Here is a 17,647-nt window from a genome sequence, read left to right as displayed (position 1 = left end):
TCACCCCTCCAGACGAACCAACGCGGCCGAGGGCCCATCGAGACGGAGGACTCCACCGCTCAACGGAGAGTGCGTGGAGGCGCCACCAAACCGGGACTCCTCGCTCCACAACGCCAGGCGCGCGCCGGCGGGCAGGCGGTGCTCCAGGCCGCCCTTCACGTTGACGATGACCTGGAGCGCGCCTCCCGGTCCCCGGCGCTCCAGCACCAGCGCGTTCTGCCCCAGGGGCCTCGCGTCGAAGGAGCCCCGGCGGTTGGCCTTGAGGATGGGCTCCTGGGCACGCAGGCGCAGCAGCTCCCGGTAGAGCGCGAGCACCCCGGCGTGCTCCGGCTTGCTCGCCTCGTTCCAGTCGAGCTTCGAGCGGGTGAAGGTCTCCAGCGCCTGGGGATCCGGCACCTCGTTGCCCGAGAACTTCGAGAAGCCGGCGAACTCCTTGCGCCGCCCCTCGGTCACGAGCTTGCCCAGCTCGGCGTTGTGGTCGGTGAAGTAGAGGAAGGGCGTGCTCGCGTTCCACTCCTGCCCCTGGAAGAGCAGGGGCGTGTAGGGCGAGAGCAACAGCAGCGTGCTCATGGCGCGGAAGGCCGCCGGGGAGACATCCGCGCCCAGCCGCTCGCCCTGCGCCCGGTTGCCGATCTGATCGTGGTTCTGGATGCAGTGCACGAAGTGCCACGGCTCCAGCTCGCTCGCGGGCGTGCCCCGGGCCTTCTTGTGCACCTGGGACGTCTGCCCCTCGTAGAACCAACCCTGACGCAGCGTGCGCGCGATGTCCTCCACGCTGCCCGTGTAGTCCGCGTAGTAGCCCTCGCTGTCACCGGCGAAGGCCCGGCGCAGCTGGTGGTGGATGTCATCCGCCCAGATGCCATCCAGCCCCAGGCCCTTCTTCTCCACGGGCCGCGCCAGGCGCGTGTCGTTGCGATCGTCCTCGGCGATGACGACCACGCTCCGGCCCCGCGCCGCGGCCCGGGCCCGCCGGGGAATCTCCTCCAGCAGGTGCGGCGAGCTGTCGTCGATGATGGCGTGCGCCGCGTCCAGGCGCAGGCCGTCCGCGTGGTAGTCGCCGATCCACATGTCCACGTTGGAGAGCACCAGCTCGCGCACCACGTCGGAGCCCTCGCCGTCGTAGTTGATGGCGTTGCCCCAGGGCGTGTGGTGGTGGTCGGTGAAGTAGTGGGGCGAGTAGCAGCTCAGGTAGTTCCCGTCCGGACCGAAGTGGTTGTAGACGGCGTCGATGAGCACCCCGAGCCCGTGCGCGTGCGCCGCGTCGATGAAGCGCCGCAGTCCCTCGGGGCCGCCGTACACGGCCGAGGGAGCGAAGAGCGACACGCCGTCATAGCCCCAGTTGCGCGTGCCCGGAGCGCTCGCCAGCGGCAAGAGCTCCAGCGTCGTCACCCCCAGCTCCTTGAATGCGCGCAGCCGGGGGATGAGCGCGTCGAAGGTCCCCTCGGGCGTGGCCGTGCCCACGTGAATCTCGTAGATGACCTGGGACTCCGGGTGGAGCCCCTTCCAGTCGCCGTCCTTCCAGGCGAAGTCGGGCACCACCACCTCGGAGGGACCATGCACCCCCTCGGGCTGCGAGCGGCTCCAGGGATCCGGGAAGGGGCCCTGGCCATCCACCCGGAGCTTGTAGCGCACGCCGGCTCCCTTTCCAGCGAGCGTGGCGGTGAAGAAGTCACCGCTCTCACGAGTCATCGGCAGCGTGTCGCCTGGCTGCCCCTGGGGCCCGAACAACACCACCTCGAGCTTCTGATGTCCGGGAGCCCAGACCCGCCACCGCACGCCCGCCCCCTGCTCCACCCACGCGCCCAGACGAGGAACCGCCGTCCGCGCCTTCGTCGTCTTATCCATGGAGAGCTACTTACCCACCCGCTCCGTGCATGGAAGGCCCGAACGAGTCCATCCGCGTGGAAGATGTTCACTGGTGACCCAGGAAATCGTCCGGTGGATGCCCCCTCCGAGAGCGGGCGGGCACTGGCGGCCAGAGCAGGCAACGCTTGTCGCCGACGGGGCCTACCGGAAAGATGCCGCCCACCGCATGAGCCTCCGCCCCGAACGTCGAGTCCTCCCCTTCGAGCCCAATGAATCCGTTCGCGATCATGTCGCCGCCCTGGAGGTGCTCTCGCCCCGGGACATAGATCGGCGCCTGTCCGAGCTGGGCTACCGGGGACAACAGGAGGCGCGGCGTGCGGCCGCGGTGCTGGCCTACCGGCACCTGCAGCGGCTGCGGCGCATCCACCTGGAGGGCATTCCCCCCGAGCCGGGGATGCGCGAGAACTGCCTGTTCCTCGGGCCCACGGGCAGCGGAAAGACGTTCCTCGTGGAGCTGCTGTTCCGGGAGATATTGGGCGTGCCCACCGTCATCGTGGACGCCACGCAGTTCTCCGAGACGGGCTACGTGGGGGACGACGTGACCACGATGCTCTCGCGGCTGTACGAGGCGGCGGGCGGAGACGTGGAGTGGGCGGCCTGTGGCGCCATCTGCATGGACGAGTTCGACAAGCTCGCCACCAGCCGCTCCGACGCGCGTTTCGCCGGGCAGCAGACCACCAAGGACGTGAGCGGCTTTGGCGTGCAGCGCAGCCTGCTCAACCTGCTCAGCGCGCCCCGGGCGGACTTCCCCCCGGACTTCGGCTTCACCAGCCGCACGCCGCCCGTGCCGCTGGAGCTCTCGGCGCTCACCTTCATCGCGTGCGGGGCCTTCAGCGGGCTCAAGGGCACGGCGGAGGAGATGGGCGGCCAGAAGGAGCGGCTGGGCTTCGGACGCGAGGCGCGCAAGCGCGAGGCGGCCATCGCGGAGAAGGTGACCGAGGAGCAGGTGGAGCAGACGGCGGCCTTCGCGCGCTACGGCTTCATTCCGGAGCTCATCGGCCGCTTCAGCCGCATCGTCTCCTTCGCGCCCCTGGACGAGACCACGCTGGGCAGCATCCTGGAGGACAACGTGCTGCGCGGCTACCAGCGCGAGTTCTCCCACGAGGGGCTGGAGCTGGTGGTGGACCCCGCGGTGCGCGAGTGGGTGGTGGCCCGGGCGCTCAAGCGCGAGACGGGAGCGCGCGGCCTGCGCGCCGCCCTGGTGCCCCAGCTCGAGCGCGCCGCCTACGAGCACTTCGGCGAGCCCGAGGTGTCCACCGTGCGGCTGGTGCTCGAGGGCGACCAGGTGGCGGTCGTCACGGACTGAGCCCCACCTCCCGAGCCCCACCTCCCGAGCCCCACCTCCCGAGCCCCTTCAACGACGACGCGGTGCCAGGGAGGCTCCCCGGCACCGCGCGAGTCCTTCCAGACCGTGGGCTCTTCTCAGCCCTGGTACTGGTGGATGGACATGATGGGGTAGTTCATCGACGACATGGTGATGCGCTGCGAGCCATCGCTGTTCACGTTGTTGGAGCCGATGAACTGGGGCTTGCCGTCCTTCATGCCGGCGTACATCACCACGTGGTGGCCGCCCGGGGTCTTCATGCTCACCACGTCACCCGGCTTGGCCTGGGCGAGCGACACGCGCTTGAAGTTGGGATCCCGGTCCAGGTTGCCCTGCAGGCCCACCACCGAGTTGTGGTGCTGGCCGTTCTTGATCTGCCCCGCCTGCTCCAGGCACGCGGAGACGAAGTTGGCGCAGTTGACGTTGTTGGGCACCCAGTCATCCATGTCCGCGCCCACGCCGTTCTTCTCCAGCTTGAGGCTGCCGGCGTTCTTCTGCAGGTGCGACTTGGCGATGTCGAAGGGGCTGCCACCCGGACCGCGCGTCGCCGGGCCCGTGCCGCCCGTGCCCTGCGCGGAGCCCGCGCCACCCGTGCCGCCCGTCTTTCCGCCCTTGGCCGGCTCGAAGCTGTCCACCCGGCCCGGGATGTTCAGGGCCTTGCCCGCGTAGATCTTGTTCGCGTCCTTGATCTGCGGATTGGCCTTCATGAGCGCGTCCACCGTCGTGCCGTTCTTCTTGGCAATGCCCGACAGGGTGTCGCCCCACTTGATCTGGTAGTTCTGCGACCGGACAGAGGAGATGGAGCTCATGGACGTTTCCTCAGAAAAGGGGGTTCAAATTCGCAAACTCGAAGAAATTATCGAGACCCCCGGGCGGAAGTTGCGGCCCCCGGCTCCAAATTCCCGACATGCCCCCCCACGCCCCCCGTGACGCGGCGCGGCGGAGAAACCCCGCAAAGACGAAGGGCCGGAAGGCCCCGCGCCCCGTACTGGGAAGCGTGAACCCCTCCGGCCCTCGTCATGTCCCGTCCTCATCCCGAGCGGGAGGAGGAGCTGGGGACGGGCTTACGGGTAGAGCGCGCGGGCGCCGGTCTTGTCCGAGGAGGTCAGCACGAGGTCACCCGTCTGGGTGCCCCTGCACTGGGGGTAGTGCATGACGGAGGACGAGTCGTAGCTCGTCAGCGCGCGCCAGCTGGCGTCCTCGTAGCAGCCGGTGCTGGAGAGGCGGGTGTGCTCGTGGCGGAAGCCGAGCGTGTGGCCCAGCTCGTGGCGCAGCACGCCGGTGAGCGTCCAGACGCCCATGTTGCCGAAGGCGCTGCTGTCGATGAGGACGTTGCGGCTCGAGCGGCTGGAGTTGGGGAAGAAGGCGCGCGCCGTGTAGGACTGGCCGCTCACCATGCGCACGTCGAACACCACGCCCGACTGCGACGCGGTGCAGTTGGTGTCGTAGGTGCTGCTGTGCACGAAGTTGACGTTGGCGGTGGCCTCCCAGGCGGCCGCGGCGCTGTTCATCGCGCTCACCACGGTGCTGTAGCGCGTGCCGAACGAGGACTGGCTGATACAATAGGTGATGTTGCGCGCCGCGGTGGAGCTCCACTTGATGTCGCTGCCGGTGTTGTACACGGCCAGGCCACCGGTGCTCTCGCCCACGTCACCGCGCGCCACGACGGAGTCGTAGTACGCGCGCAGGTCCTCTACCGCCTCGTCGCCATTGACGATCCACACATTGCCCTCGTCCTTGATGGCCGAGGCCTGAAATTCCTCGAACGACGGAATGCGAGCGCTCTCCTCGACCGTCTCGGGACCGCCGCAACCAACGAGAGCCGCACCAGCCAGCAACGCCATGGAAATCTTGCGCATGAGCTTCCTCAAGGGGGACAACGAGGGGGCGCGAGCCGCCGGAGGTCATCCGCCGCGGCTTCGCGCCCCTGACCCTGAGCAACTCGCGGGCCAACGCGCCCTCCCCTCGGAGAACCTCCTGTCCTCCCACTTTCACCGGGTAAGCCTGGAGTACTCATGCTCCAGGAAAAACCCCCAGAGCTGTAAAACCCCCTGACATCGCCCGTGCGGCGGGTCCACTTTCCGGGGGGTTGGAGGGCTCCCTCCGCATTGTCCGGAATCCGGACAGGGGCGTACGACTTTCGGGCAGTGGAGGATTGTCACCCGAACAATGCGCGGGCAGGGGCGTCGCGCCAGCGGATGAGGAAGGTGCCGGCGGTGCCATCGAAGGACCACACATCCACGAACACGTTGCGCGCGCCGGCCATCTGCTGGGCGCGGAGGATGAGGCCGGCGGCGAAGGAGGAGTAATCGTCGAGGACGTCGTTCATCCACAGCTCGACGTAGCGGGGGGCGTGTTCCACGAGGCGCACCTCGCTGAAGTTGTTGCCGCTGCTCAGGTCCGTCCCGATGCGCTCGAGCATCCGGCGGGGGCCGAGCATCGGCGCCAGTTCCGCCAGCACGCGCCCCATGGACGTCTGGAGGTAGCCTTCCACGAAGTGGATGCCCATCCACCAGTGGGCCTCGGCGGCGGGCAGGTGCGGGTAGAGCACCTGGGCGGCGATGTGCAGGAAGACCTTCCACTGCGCCAGGGGGTAGGCGACCTCGAGGGGCTGCTCCAGGTCCAGCCCCACGTCGCGCAGCAGCCTGCGGCCCACTCCCGACAGGGTGGCGCCCAACTCGCGCACGAACAACGCCTCGACAGCGGTGGCGAACACCAGCTTCTGCAGCGGCATGGACGGCCTCCCTGGCACTCCGGCGGCGCTCCGCCCGGACAGAAAAGCGGATCCCCGGTGGAAGTGCTCCCTCTCTCACCGGGCCGATGCTCACTTTCGCATAGAGACGCGCCCGTCAGCGGCCCTCCCGTCCCGGCACAGGACACATGGCTCCGACCGGAGTCTCAGCCGGGCATGCGCCCCACGAGCGCGAGGATGGTCTCGCCATAGCGCTCGGTGAGCGTGGGACCGACACCATGGATGCGCTGCAGGGCGGCACCATCCTGGGGACGGGCGCTGGCGATGGCGCCGAGCACCCGGTCGGTGAGGATGCGGAAGGCGGGCACGCGGCGCCTGCGCGCCTCGGTGAGACGCCAGGCCTTGAGCGCCTCCACGAGCTGGGGCGGGGCCCCGTCCACGCCCGTCCCCGCGCGCCGCGAGCGCGAGCGCTCCAGGGCCCGGGACAGGGCCTCACGGCCGCGAGGGGCCTGGGGGGTGGACGGCTCGGCCGCCTCGTATTCGAGCTCGGGCCGGGCCGGGCTCTTGCGGCGCGAGCCCCGGCGGCTGGCCCGGGGCTTCCTGGCCGGGGCGCGGGAGTCCCGGCGGCCGCGAGCGGGGGCCTCCTCGGGAGGCAGCGGCAGTTGCACGAGGCCCGCGGCGGGAGCATGGGTGCGGCGGCCCTCGGGGGTGAGCGCCACGCGCTGGAAGGTGATGCTCTGGCCGTCCTTGTCGAAGGTGTCCTCGGACAGCCGCACGAGCCCGGCACGCACCAGGCCCCCCAGCAGGCGCTCGAAGTCGCGGCGGGGGAGCGCCTCGCCGAACAGCTCCCGGTGGAGCCGGCCGGTGGCCTGGGCATCGCGCTCGTGGAGCGCGCCGAGGATGCGGGTGAGCGCCTGGGTCTCGGCGGCGGAGGGCGCGCCGAAGCGCAGGGTGGCGCACGCCTGGGGAGCGCACACGTCGCACAGGCCGCAGGCGGCGCCCGAGTCCTGCACGTCACCGAAGTGCGCCACGAGGTGTTTCATCCGGCAGCCATGCGCCTCGGCGTAGCGGGCCATGTGCTCGAGCTGCGCCTGTTTGTGCGCGCGCTGCGCCGAGTACGACGTCTTCCAGCCGGGCTTGCCCTGGCGCACGGACTCGTCCGGGGACAGCTCCAGCCCGCCGTGGATCCACAGCTGCTCGAGCGCCTTGTCGAAGACGTCCGACTCCATGCGCACCCGGGCCGCGAGCGCCTCCTTGGGCTCGGGCTCCTCGCGCGCGGCGCGGTAGAGCCGCTCGAGCACGGCGGGCTCGGGGTAGTCGCGCTGGTGGAAGAACTCGTGGGTGCGCCGGTCGATGAAGCCGTGCAGCAGCACCGCGCGCGAGGGCAGACCATCGCGGCCCGCGCGGCCCAGTTCCTGGTAGTAGCCCTCGAGGCTGGCGGGCAGCGCGGCATGCACCACGGTGCGCACGTCCGCCTTGTCGATGCCCATGCCGAAGGCGGTCGTCGCCACGATGACGTCCAGGCGGCCGCCGAGGAAGGCCGTCTGCACCGCGTCGCGCTCCGAGGCGCTCATGCCCGCGTGGTAGGTGCCCGTGCGGAAGTCCGCGCCGAGCCGCTCCGTGTACTGCTCGGCGTGCTTGCGCGTGGCGGCGTAGACGATGGCGGGACGGTGGGAGGGCTCGGCGAGCAGCTCGCGGATGGCGTCGGAGCGCTGGCTCGGGTTGAGCTCGCGCACCTCGATGGCGATGTTGGTGCGCCGGAAGCCGTGGATGAAGGTGCGGGCGGGCGCGCTGCCGGCGCCCTCGAGGCCCAGTTGCTGGAGGATGTCGCGCTGGACGTCGGGGGTGGCCGTGGCGGTGAGGGCGATGACGGGCGCGGGGCGCAGCATGGGCAGCCGGGCGCCCAGCAGCCGGTAGTCGGGGCGGAAGTCATGTCCCCACTGGGAGATGCAGTGCGCCTCGTCGACGGCCACGAGCGAGGGCGTGCGCCGGGCCAGCAGCTCCACGAAGCCCGGCACGCCGAGCCGCTCGGGAGCGATGAAGAGGAAGTCCAGCCGGCCCTCGAGGTAGTCCGCGCACACCTGGCGCGAGGAGGCGCGGTCGCGTCCGGAGTGGATGCGATCCGCCGCGAGCCCCAGGGACTGCAGGCGCGCCACCTGGTCCTCCATGAGCGCGATGAGGGGGCTGATGACCAGCGTCGTCCCGGCGCGCGCGAGGCCCGGCAACTGGTAGCACAGCGACTTGCCCGCGCCGGTGGGCATCACCAGCAGCAGATCCTTGCCCTCGGTGGCCGTGCGGCACACCGCCTCCTGGTACGGGCGGAAGTCCGGGAAGCCGAACACGGCCTTGAGCAGGCCACGCAGCTCGGAGGGAGGAGTGCGTGGACGCACCGTGCGCTCGGGCCGGACGGTGCCGGGCAGGGCGAGCGCGGGTTGCCGGAGCGGGGAGGACGCGAGGGACTCGCCCGGGGTGCTCGTGCGCTTGCCCTTCTTCACGGGGGTCGCTCTGGGAGCTGCTTCGGAGGCCACGGCCGGGGCGGGGCGCGATGGAGGGGAGATGGCTCCGGGCGGCAGGGAGATGGACGGGGGCACCTTGCCCACCACCTCGATGACATAGGCCTCGATGCCGCGCAGGAAGGAGTCGAGGTCTCCGCTGCCGCCCTCGATGCGCCGCAACCACGCTTCCCACTGGCCCGTCATCGCCGGGCTCTTCACGTCCGGGTGCACCACGCGGATGAGGCCGATGCCCTTCTCCGTCGCCTCGAAGGACTTGCCGCGCCGCACGAGGTAGCCCCGGTCCAGCAGCGTCTCGATGATGGCGGCGCGCGTGGCGGGGGTGCCCAGACCCGACTCGCGCATCGCGTCCGCCAATTCCTTGTCGTCGAGCGTGCGCCCCGCCGTCTCCATCGCCGTGAGCAGGCTCGCGTCCGAGAGCCGGGGGGGAGGCCGCGTCCGCTTGGACACCGGCTTCACCTCGCGCACCGTGCGCGCCAGTCCCTTCACGAGCCCCGGCGGCAGTTCCTGCTCGTCCTCCGGCTCCTCCGCCTCGGCCTCGCCATCCTTCTTCGCCTTGGCCGGCTCGCGGGGCTTGGGCGCGCGCTGTCCGCCGCCCACGTCCAGCACCTTCCAGCCCTGACGCTCCACGAGGGTGCCCGCGCTGTGGAAACGGTCCACCGTGGGCACGGCGGGATCCGCGCCCGGCGAGGTGACGGCGGTGATGACGGTCGTCACCGACCAGACGAAGTCCTCGTGCCACGCCGCGAGCAGCCGCCGGCAGACGAGCTCGTAGATGTTGCGCTCCTCCACGGACAGCCGCGCGTCCCCGGGCGGGGTCGTGGTGGGGATGAGGGCGTGGTGGTCCGTCACCTTCGCGTCGTCCACGAAGCGGCGGCCGAGCGCCCGCGTGCCGGTGCCCGGTGCGAGCTGGGCCTCCCACGGGGCGCGGATGGCGTCCACCACCTGCGGCAGGGTGCGGGCGATGTCCTGGGACAGGTGCCGGCTGGAGGTGCGGGGGTAGCTCAGCAGCTTGTGCTTCTCGTAGAGCGCCTGCGCCAGCTCCAGGGTGCGCTGGGCGCTGTAGCCATACAGGCGGTTGGCGTGGCGCTGCAGCTCGGTGAGATCGTAGAGCAGCGGCGGCGCCATGCGCTTGGTCTCGGAGGTGATGGACTCCACGACGGCGCGGCCCGTCTTCACGCGGGCCACCACCGCGCGCGCCTCCTCGCCGTCCGCGGGCAGGCGCCGGGCCTCGCGCGCGTCCCACTCCTTCTGCTTGCCGGGGAGCGCGGGGCGGAACCAGGTGCCCTGGTAGCGGCCCGGCGCCTCGGGACCCGCCGGATCGAAGGTGGCGAGCACCTCCAGGTACTCCTGGGGGACGAAGTCGCGGATGGCCAGCTCGCGCTCCACCAGCATGGCCAGCGTGGGCGTCTGCACCCGCCCCACCGAGAACGTGTCCCCGCAGGCGAGCGTGTACAGGCGTGACAGGTTCATCCCCACCAGCCAGTCCGCCCGGCTGCGACCCCGGGCCGCGTCCGCCAGGGGCTCGTAGTCCCGCCCCGGCTTGAGCGTGCGGAAGCCCTCGCGGATGGCGCCCTCCGTCAGCGAGGACACCCACAGGCGCCGCACCGGCTTGCGGCACCCGGCCGCCTCGTAGATGTAGCGGAAGATGAGCTCGCCCTCGCGCCCGGCGTCCGTCGCGCACACCACGGAGTCCACCTCGGGGGCGTTCATCACCCGGCGCACCACCTGGAACTGGCTCGCCGTCTTCTCCTCCACCACCAGCGGCCAGTCGCCCGGCAGCATGGGCAGCAGCTCGCGCTGCCAGCGCTTCCACTCGGGCCGCATCTCGTGCGGCTGCGCCAGTCCTACCAGGTGGCCGATGGCCCACGTCACCACGTAGCCGTTGCCGCGAAAGCACCCCTCCCCCTGGTCGCGCGCGCCCAGCGCCCGGGCGATGTCGCGCGCCATGGAGGGCTTCTCCGCCACCACGGCCAGCACACCCCGCGCTCCATCACCCATGCTCATCCCACCTCACTCGCGTCTCCCACCGGCGTCCCGGTCCTCCGACCATACCCCGCGCCGCCCTCTTCCACCTGCAAGTCCGTTCAGCCCAGGGGTCTTCCCGCTGCAGGGCAGGCAAGCAGGCCGTCGAGGATACACTGAGAGTGGAAAACCGAGGGCCCCACCCCTCCAGGATGGCGCTTGGTTCCCGGGTTGGCGCCTTCGCGCAAGCGGTTGTCGTCCGCGTGGAAAACTCGCCGGCGCATTTTGGCCAATATCCGCCCCTGTCACCAACGCGCTCACGAGCAAGCCACGGGGTCGGGACACCATGCAGCTGCAAGTGGAACTGGGGATGGGGGCTTCGCGTCACGCAAGCCACGGGGTGGTCGAGGGTAGGGCGGGAGGCGTGCTGCATCGGGGGGGTGAGCATTCCGCGTCGGTGGCGAAGACTCTGACCCGGCTGTCCTGGACGGCCGGGAAACACGAGCCCGATGGGAGCCATCGGCTGGAGGTGTCGGCGCTGGTGTCCTTCGCGGGGGCGAAGCGACGCCAGTTGGCGGCACTGACAGAGGCCGAGGTGATGGCTGGACTGCGCGGCGTGGTCACGGGGGTGACCTCTCTGGCGCGGCTCCGGTCTCAAGCACCGCGGCTGGCGCTGGCTCCCATCGTGCTCGTCAGAGAGCGTGGCCACGGCCCGTCCTCGTTGGAGCACGGTGCCGGGATTCACGAGGTGGACGAGGGCGGTATCTACAGCTGGTAGAGCCTCCCACCACCAACGACATATGCCGTACCAGGATGCCGTCAGGAGGACCCGCGGGGGCGGGGAGTCCTGGCGGATGACCCAACGATGCTCGTCCGCCGCAAGGGGGAGGATGGAGCGGTCGGGGTCAAATATGGTGGGGGGTGTCTCGCTTTCAAACGAGGCACCCCCCATTTTTTTCCGGGCTCCGCGTGGGGCCTACTTCACCGCCTCGCGCAGCACCGCCTCCACGCGAGGCAGCGCCGCCTGGATGTCCTCCACCGACACGGCCCCGACCGACAGGCGGAACCACCCGGTGTCCTCCATGAGGCCGAAGGCCTGGAAGGGCACCAGCGCGAAGCCCGCCTTCTCCAGCAGCAGCTTGCGGATGTCGGTGTTGGTGCGCAGCCCCGCCTTGCCGAGCAGCTCGAAGCGGACCGACAGGTAGATGGCGCCCTGGGGAGGGATGGAGAGCACGGGCAGGCCCGCCGCGCGCATCGCGGAGAAGCCCTGGTGCAGCGCCGTCAGCCGCTCGTCCACCCGCCGCCGCATCGTCTCCAGGTAGGCCGACACGGCTGGCGCGTCATCCAGGAAGCGCGCCACCGCCACCTGCTCGGCCTTGGGGGCCCAGGCACCCACGTGGCCCAGCACGTCCTTCATTCGCGAGATGATGGACGGGGCTCCCACCGCCCAGCCCACGCGCACGCCCGTGGAGGCGAACGCCTTGGAGATGCCGTCCACGAACACCGTGTAGGGCGCCAGCTCCGGCACCAGCTCCACCGGCGTCACGTGCCGCGACTGGCCGAAGGTGAGCGTCCAGTAGATGTGGTCGAACAGCACCAGGAGGGGCCGGGCGCCCCGCGCCTCGCGCTGGCGGTTCTCCTCCACCACGCGCTGGCCAATGGCCTTCATGGCCTCGGGGGAGATCATCGTCCCCGTGGGGTTGAGCGGGCTGCACAGGCACAACAGCCGGGCCTGCGGCAGGTGCGGCGCCAGTTGCTCCACCGTGGGCATGAAGCCGTGCTCGGCGTCCGTCTTCACCTCCACGGGCCGCGCCCCCATCATGTGCACGTAGTGGTTGTTGTTCCACGAGGGCACCGGGTAGACGACCGTGTCGCCCGCGTCCAGCACCGAGCGGTAGACGCCATAGATGATGGGCCGCGCGCCCGCGGTGATGAGCACGCTCTCCAGCGGGTACTTCAGGCCCAGCGCCCGCTCGTAGAAGCGCTGCACGGACTGACGCAAGGCCGGCATGCCGTCCGAGGGCGGATAGTTCGTCTCGCCCGCCTCGAGCGCCTGGGCGATGCCCTTGCCCAGGGAGGCGGGGATGGGAAACTCGCGGGGGCTGAAGTCGCCCACGGTGAGGTTGCACACCTGTTTCCCCTGGGCCACCAGTTCGCGGATCTCCGCCGCGATGCGGAGGATTTCACTGCCCTGGAGTCCTCGCGCCATCGTGCCGACGGTGTCGTCCCGCCGGGGGCCAAACAGGGGATTGAGATCAAGAGCCATGGGTTTCACACTCCAGGGAAGCGCCAAGCGCGACGAGTCGCGGCGACGGTATACGCGCCACGTGGCCTCCGCCCAAGCGGTCCGTGCGCTACCGGGCACTTGCCTGCACGCCGAATCGATGCGAGCCCAGAAGTCCTCTAGACACGGACCGGCACACAGGGTCAGGGTCCCCAGCCCATCCCGGGCACCCGCCCGGACCCTGGTGGAAGACAGAGGAGAAACCATGAATATGCGTTACACGATGCGTCAGGCGGTGCGGATGCTGGTGGGAGTGGGCCTGGTCGGGCTGGTCGGCTGCGGAGGGGCGCCCTACGTCGCCACCGCGCAGTTGTCGGGAGCCAACGAGGCGCCCGCGGTGAACACCAACGCCTCGGGCGTCGCCACCGCCGAACTCGACGGCAGTGAACTCAAGGTCACGGGCACCTTCAGCGGCCTGTTGAGCGACCTGCACGAAGTGTCTGGCAGCTCGGTCCACATCCACCAGGGCGCGCCCAGCGTGGCGGGAGGCATCGTCTTCGGCCTCCAGGTCACCACCGGCACCGACCTGCGCATCGGCAGCTTCTCGGGCACCCGGAAGCTCAGCTCCGAGGAGCAGGAGGCCTTCAAGAACGGGCAGTTCTACGTGAACGTCCACACCGTGAACAATCCGGGGGGCGAGATCCGCGGCCAGTTCGTTCCCCGCCAGCAGGACTGAGTCCCCCTCCGGCGGAACGGGCGTCAGGCCCGTTCCGCCTTCCTTGCTGGCCCCCGGGCGCACGCCGTGACACACCGGGCCTCCACCCGGCCCCAGGGGCCACCAGGAGGACGTGCATGAAGCGCAGGGGATGCTCGCTGTCGGCCGTGGGACTCGCGGCCTGTCTCACACTCGTGGGCTGCAAGGAAGCGGCGCCTCCCGCCCCCGCGACGCCTCCCGCGAAGGCCCAGACACCTCCCTCCCCCACGACACCCCCGCCGGACGCTCCCACCCCAGCCGCCGAGCCCACCTCCGCCCCGCCTCCGTCCACCCCATCTCCCGCCACGCCACCCCCGGCGAAGGAGCCCGAGTGGATCCAGGCGAAGACGAACGTCCCGCGCTCCGGCCAGAAGGCCGCGACGCTGCGCGAGGTGCGCGCCGCGCGCAACGAGGGCTTCGACCGCGTCGTCTTCCAGTTCGACGGAGAGACGCTGCCCGGCTACCGCGTCGAGTACCTCGACGGGCCCGCCATCCGCTGCGGCTCCGGAGACCCCACGGAAGTCGCCGGACAGGGCCGCCTGCAGGTGAGCCTCCAGCCCGCCCAGGCCCACGACGAGAACGGCCAGGTCACCATCGCCAGCCGCGAGCGCACCGCCGCCCTCCCCGTGCTCCAGGAGCTGGAGCAGACGTGCGACTTCGAGGGCGAGGTCACCTGGGTGCTCGGCGTGAAGCAGCCCCAGGCCTACCGCGTCCTCGAGCTGCACGCCCCCACCCGCATCGTGGTGGACGTGCGCTACTGAGGGCGCTCCGCCCTACCCGTGCCGCAAGCGCGCCGCCAGCCGCTCCAGGTTCTCGATGAGCGGCTGGTGCTCCGGCTTCACCGCGCGCAGCGCCAGCGCCAAGGCCCCGGGCAGGTTCAGCGCCTCGTCGCGCCCGAGCTTCTCCCCATACTCGCGCCGGTACTCCTGGGGAATGCGCAGACTCCAGTTCTCGTCGCTCACCGTGCCGGGCGCGTTGTACGTCTCCTTCAGCCCCAACAGGTCCGAGAAGAACACCATCACGTTCTCCGCCCGGCTGACGAACAGGTCCGCGAACTTCGCCTGCACCAGCATCCCCCGCTCCTCCACCAGCCGCCGGGCGAACTCCTCCCTCCCCTCCTCCTCGGGATGCAGCCGCCACGCCAGGTAGTCCGCCTGCGCCCGCGCCTCGCCCACCGCGAACCACCGCTCCGCCAACGCCCAGATGGACTTCGTGTCGTGGTTGCCCAACATGATCCAGTCCGCGGGCGCCGCGTTCTCTCCCCGGTACACGTCCCGCGGATTCGTCAGGTCCGCCTTCTGCGTCACCCGGAAGCGCCCCAGTCCGTACTGCTCCAACACCCGCTGCAGCGAATACGGCATGGTGCTGAGCACCTCGCACAGCAGGTCCGACACTTGGCGCCCCTGCGCGTGCACCGCCGCGATGATGGCGTCGAAGAGCGCGCTGTAGCGCGTCACCTGCTCCGGCGTCAGCTCGCGCACCCACCCGTCCGCGTAGCGCGCCACCGAGCGGTCCAACCCCTCCGGCGGCACGAGCGCGTAGCGCGCCAGCTCCGGATGATCCGCCAGGTCCGGTGACGCGAACAGCCGCGCCCCGTTCTGCACCGCGCGCACCGGCTCCAGCTCCCCCGCACGGTACACCCAGGGACACACCAGCCCGTGCGGATGATCGATGCGCAGCCCGTCGTACTCGGCCAGCATCTTGTTCACCCGCGCCGCCATGAACCACAACACCGGGCCGGGCTTCGCCACCGGCTCGTAGGCATGGGGCTGCCCGGGCGGCTCGTGGTAGCGCGAGGGATCCAACACCGGATAGTTCCACGGCTGTCCCTCGGGATTGGTGCGGCTGGGCGGCGCTCCCATCAGATACGAGCCCAGGAACAGCCCCTGCCACGCCCACGCGTCCCGCGGCGAATAGCCAATCTGCAAATCCCCATACAGCTTCAGGCCCCACTCCGCCGTGCGCTCGCGCAACGCCCGATGCTGCTCATGCACGAGGAACTGCCGGAAGGCATACGCCTCCACCCGCGCCGCGTGCTTCGCGAGCAGCACCTGCCGGCGATGGGCGAACGCCCCCTCCTCGCTCGGACGCGGATTCCACAACCGCCGGTCCCACTCGCTCGACCACTCCCGCCAGTACGAGCGGCCATGCTCCAGGCACAACACGTCGTAGAGCGCATCCCGCTCCAGCCACTGCACATGCTCGCGCTGGAAGTCCTCGAAGCGCTCCGCCACCCGCGCGATGACACTGCCCGGCTGCGCCTGGGCGCGCTTGAACCGGAACGTCTCCCACGCCTCCTCCAGCGCCTCCTCCTGCACCCGGAAGACATGGCGGTGCGGGACGCGAGACTCCCCGCCGGGCCGGGACGCGGCGACGGCGCGCACCCGCTCGGGCCGCAAGAGCGCCCCCCAGGACTCCTCCCGCACGAGCTCGCCCAGCGCCACGTTCAACACGTTGCGCGAGAAGAGCGTCCCGTCATACGGCGAGGCATTGTCCTCCGTCGTCTGCCCCTGCGGGCCCAGTTGGATGCCGGTGAAGCCCAGCTCCCGCGCGAACTCGAAGAAGCGCTGCCCCCCCGCCGCATAGGGCGAGCCCCGGCCCACGTCCTCCCCGGGCGCCCCCGGCAGGCTCGGGTCGTGCAGGCTCAGCACCAGATTGCGCACGTCGAGCGCGGCCAGGGCCGCCGTCACATGGCGTCGGTAGTCTTCGGGAAGAGTCACGGGAGGCATGGGGGCGCGAGAATACACCGCCCGCTCAGTGCCGCACCGTCCCCCCCACGTTGAGCACCACCACCCCCGCGATGATGAGGCCAATGCCCACCAGCCCGCTCCAGTGGAACGCATCCCGGAAGTAAAACCAGCCAATCATGGCAGTGAGGGCCGTGCCCACGCCGCTCCACACCGCGTACGAGAACCCCAGCGGCAGCGACTTCAACGCGTGACTCATCACGTAGAAGGCCGTGCCATACCCGACCACCACCACCACGCTCGGCACCAGCCGGGTGAAGCTCTCGCTCGCTCGCAACGAGGAGGTCGCCACCACCTCCATGAGAATCGAAATGCCCAACAACACATAGGGGTTCACGACATGGGGGTTCACGCGGACGATCTCTCCAGCAGGGATTCGGGCTCCTCGCGCATCCTCGCACGCTCCTCGAGGCTCCGGACCCGCCAGGACTCCTGCAGCACCTCCGGAATGCGGAAGGGCGGCCGGCTGCCGCTCCGGCCCATCCACACCAGGCCCTCCACCAGCTTGCGGCCAAACAGCTCGCACATCCTCGCCGTCAATTCACTGCACTCGCTGCCCTCCACCAGCCACCCCAGCAACCACAACGGCTTGAGCACCGAGTGCGACCAGTCCGAGGGCGGCACCGCGAGCAGATCCGCCGTCTCCTCCCCCACCAGGTGGCGGATGAGCGTGGCCGCCAGTCCCTCGAACACCTGGCCCGGCACGAGGTGATCCAACCGCTCGATGAGCACGCGCGTCATCTCCCGGCCCTGCGCGCTGGGGGCGAACACCCGCCCGAAGATGGCGTCCGCCAGACGCTCGCCCTCCTCGAGGCTCGCGGGCAACAGGCGCTCGTCCACGCCCATGAGGAAGCCCACCACCCGCCACGTGTGGTAGTACGCCTGCGCCTCGCGCGCCGAGGGCGTGTAGCCCAGCTTCCTCAACGCGCGCAGCGTCACCACCGAGAAGGTGAACAGCGTGCCCGCCATGTCCTCCTGGTTGACGGGCTGGCCCCACGCGTCATCCCACCGGCCACTCCGGCGCACCAGATGGCGCACGGCCGCATGCATCAGCCGCACCCGCTGCGCGTCGCGAATCCCCCACCCGTCCTCCTCCAATCCCCCCGGGCCCATCACATCCACCACCATCTGCGCCGTCTCCACGATGCGGCGCAGGATGTCCGTCTCCATGCGCGACGTCAGGTGCAACACCTGCACGCCCTGCGCCCCCGCGTAGCACGTGGGCAGCGCCGCCCCCACCAGCGCCACCACCGCCAACGGCCCACACCGGTGGAACAGCGCCTGGCCCTCGCTCAACAGCTCGCGGTCCACCCAGGCAGGCAACCGCCCGCTCCGCTCGAAGTAGCCCCGCAGCGGCTCGGGCACCCGCTCCATCCCCGCCGCGCCATGCCTCATCAGATAGGACATCCACACGTTCGCCGAGCCCACCTCGCCCCGCGCGAACAGCTCCTGGATGACCTCGTCCGCGAGCGGATCCACCTGCGCCCTCATGGCCTCCAGCAGTTGATTCGTCTTGTGTACGTCCATCATCTGGATGTCCGTCGACATGGCCCGGCCTCCTC

The 17,647-nt window shown here is 70.4% G+C and carries 13 protein-coding genes; 4 read left to right on the top strand and 9 right to left on the bottom strand.

What is annotated here, in order from left to right; all coding sequences use genetic code 11:
- Positions 1-1,845 (bottom strand): malto-oligosyltrehalose trehalohydrolase, encoded by a 1,845-nt coding sequence (gene treZ / locus D187_RS24060; RefSeq protein ID WP_043431329.1) that lies wholly within the window; start codon positions 1,843-1,845, stop codon positions 1-3.
- 187 nt (positions 1,846-2,032) lie between these two features.
- Here treZ and D187_RS24055 point away from each other — a divergent pair, with 187 nt between their 5' ends.
- Positions 2,033-3,172, top strand: a complete 1,140-nt coding sequence (locus tag D187_RS24055; RefSeq protein ID WP_002623921.1) for an AAA family ATPase — start codon at positions 2,033-2,035, stop codon at positions 3,170-3,172.
- Positions 3,173-3,288: 116 nt separating this feature from the next.
- On the opposite strand, the gene D187_RS24050 is transcribed toward D187_RS24055, so the two are convergent.
- The 4 genes from D187_RS24050 to D187_RS24035 form a co-directional block, all read right to left on the bottom strand.
- The gene (locus D187_RS24050) at positions 3,289-3,999 is read right to left on the bottom strand and encodes a C40 family peptidase (protein ID WP_002623920.1); all 711 of its coding nucleotides are present in this window, start codon (positions 3,997-3,999) and stop codon (positions 3,289-3,291) included.
- A 255-nt stretch (positions 4,000-4,254) separates the two neighbouring features.
- Positions 4,255-5,049 (bottom strand): M57 family metalloprotease, encoded by a 795-nt coding sequence (locus D187_RS24045; RefSeq protein ID WP_002623919.1) that lies wholly within the window; start codon positions 5,047-5,049, stop codon positions 4,255-4,257.
- A gap of 299 nt (positions 5,050-5,348) precedes the next feature.
- Complete coding sequence (locus D187_RS24040; protein ID WP_002623918.1) at positions 5,349-5,924, bottom strand: DUF2378 family protein; 576 nt, start codon at positions 5,922-5,924, stop codon at positions 5,349-5,351.
- A gap of 164 nt (positions 5,925-6,088) precedes the next feature.
- Entirely contained in the window at positions 6,089-10,396 is a 4,308-nt protein-coding gene (locus D187_RS24035) for a DNA topoisomerase 3 (RefSeq protein ID WP_043431407.1), read from the bottom strand.
- Positions 10,397-10,817: 421 nt separating this feature from the next.
- Here D187_RS24035 and D187_RS24030 point away from each other — a divergent pair, with 421 nt between their 5' ends.
- A complete protein-coding gene (locus D187_RS24030) occupies positions 10,818-11,138 on the top strand; it encodes a hypothetical protein (protein ID WP_002623914.1) in 321 nt (106 codons plus the stop codon).
- A gap of 198 nt (positions 11,139-11,336) precedes the next feature.
- On the opposite strand, the gene D187_RS24025 is transcribed toward D187_RS24030, so the two are convergent.
- Positions 11,337-12,626, bottom strand: coding sequence for a pyridoxal phosphate-dependent aminotransferase (locus tag D187_RS24025; protein WP_002623913.1), 1,290 nt, complete (start codon positions 12,624-12,626; stop codon positions 11,337-11,339).
- A 223-nt stretch (positions 12,627-12,849) separates the two neighbouring features.
- Here D187_RS24025 and D187_RS56415 point away from each other — a divergent pair, with 223 nt between their 5' ends.
- Positions 12,850-13,320 (top strand): CHRD domain-containing protein, encoded by a 471-nt coding sequence (locus tag D187_RS56415; RefSeq protein ID WP_002623911.1) that lies wholly within the window; start codon positions 12,850-12,852, stop codon positions 13,318-13,320.
- A gap of 116 nt (positions 13,321-13,436) precedes the next feature.
- Positions 13,437-14,099: an AMIN-like domain-containing (lipo)protein gene (locus D187_RS24015; RefSeq protein WP_002623909.1), complete on the top strand. Its 663-nt coding sequence runs from the start codon at positions 13,437-13,439 to the stop codon at positions 14,097-14,099.
- A 12-nt stretch (positions 14,100-14,111) separates the two neighbouring features.
- On the opposite strand, the gene D187_RS24010 is transcribed toward D187_RS24015, so the two are convergent.
- From D187_RS24010 to D187_RS24000, 3 genes are read right to left on the bottom strand one after another with little or no spacing between them, the layout of a single operon-like run.
- Positions 14,112-16,067 (bottom strand): 4-alpha-glucanotransferase, encoded by a 1,956-nt coding sequence (locus tag D187_RS24010; RefSeq protein WP_043431327.1) that lies wholly within the window; start codon positions 16,065-16,067, stop codon positions 14,112-14,114.
- A 25-nt stretch (positions 16,068-16,092) separates the two neighbouring features.
- Positions 16,093-16,422, bottom strand: coding sequence for a DMT family transporter (locus D187_RS24005; protein WP_043431403.1), 330 nt, complete (start codon positions 16,420-16,422; stop codon positions 16,093-16,095).
- Positions 16,423-16,433: 11 nt separating this feature from the next.
- The gene (locus D187_RS24000; RefSeq protein WP_002623902.1) at positions 16,434-17,633 is read right to left on the bottom strand and encodes an oxygenase MpaB family protein; all 1,200 of its coding nucleotides are present in this window, start codon (positions 17,631-17,633) and stop codon (positions 16,434-16,436) included.
- Positions 17,634-17,647 lie beyond the last annotated feature (14 nt).

The sequence above is a fragment of the Cystobacter fuscus DSM 2262 genome, from assembly GCF_000335475.2.
Taxonomy (GTDB): Bacteria; Myxococcota; Myxococcia; order Myxococcales; family Myxococcaceae; genus Cystobacter; species Cystobacter fuscus.
The sequence above is the reverse complement of the archived record's forward strand: the minus strand, read 5'-3'. Positions and strand labels throughout refer to the sequence as shown.

Bases quoted from the DNA above. Each gene is read 5' to 3' on its own strand.
- D187_RS24010 (WP_043431327.1), bottom strand. From the start codon at position 16,067: ATGCCTCCCGTGACTCTTCCCGAAGACTACCGACGCCATGTGACGGCG.
- D187_RS24040 (WP_002623918.1), bottom strand. From the start codon at position 5,924: ATGCCGCTGCAGAAGCTGGTGTTCGCCACCGCTGTCGAGGCGTTGTTC.
- D187_RS24055 (WP_002623921.1), top strand. From the start codon at position 2,033: ATGAGCCTCCGCCCCGAACGTCGAGTCCTCCCCTTCGAGCCCAATGAA.
- D187_RS24025 (WP_002623913.1), bottom strand. From the start codon at position 12,626: ATGGCTCTTGATCTCAATCCCCTGTTTGGCCCCCGGCGGGACGACACC.
- treZ (WP_043431329.1), bottom strand. From the start codon at position 1,845: ATGGATAAGACGACGAAGGCGCGGACGGCGGTTCCTCGTCTGGGCGCG.
- D187_RS24015 (WP_002623909.1), top strand. From the start codon at position 13,437: ATGAAGCGCAGGGGATGCTCGCTGTCGGCCGTGGGACTCGCGGCCTGT.
- D187_RS24050 (WP_002623920.1), bottom strand. From the start codon at position 3,999: ATGAGCTCCATCTCCTCTGTCCGGTCGCAGAACTACCAGATCAAGTGG.
- D187_RS24000 (WP_002623902.1), bottom strand. From the start codon at position 17,633: ATGTCGACGGACATCCAGATGATGGACGTACACAAGACGAATCAACTG.
- D187_RS24045 (WP_002623919.1), bottom strand. From the start codon at position 5,049: ATGCGCAAGATTTCCATGGCGTTGCTGGCTGGTGCGGCTCTCGTTGGT.
- D187_RS24035 (WP_043431407.1), bottom strand. From the start codon at position 10,396: ATGGGTGATGGAGCGCGGGGTGTGCTGGCCGTGGTGGCGGAGAAGCCC.
- D187_RS56415 (WP_002623911.1), top strand. From the start codon at position 12,850: ATGAATATGCGTTACACGATGCGTCAGGCGGTGCGGATGCTGGTGGGA.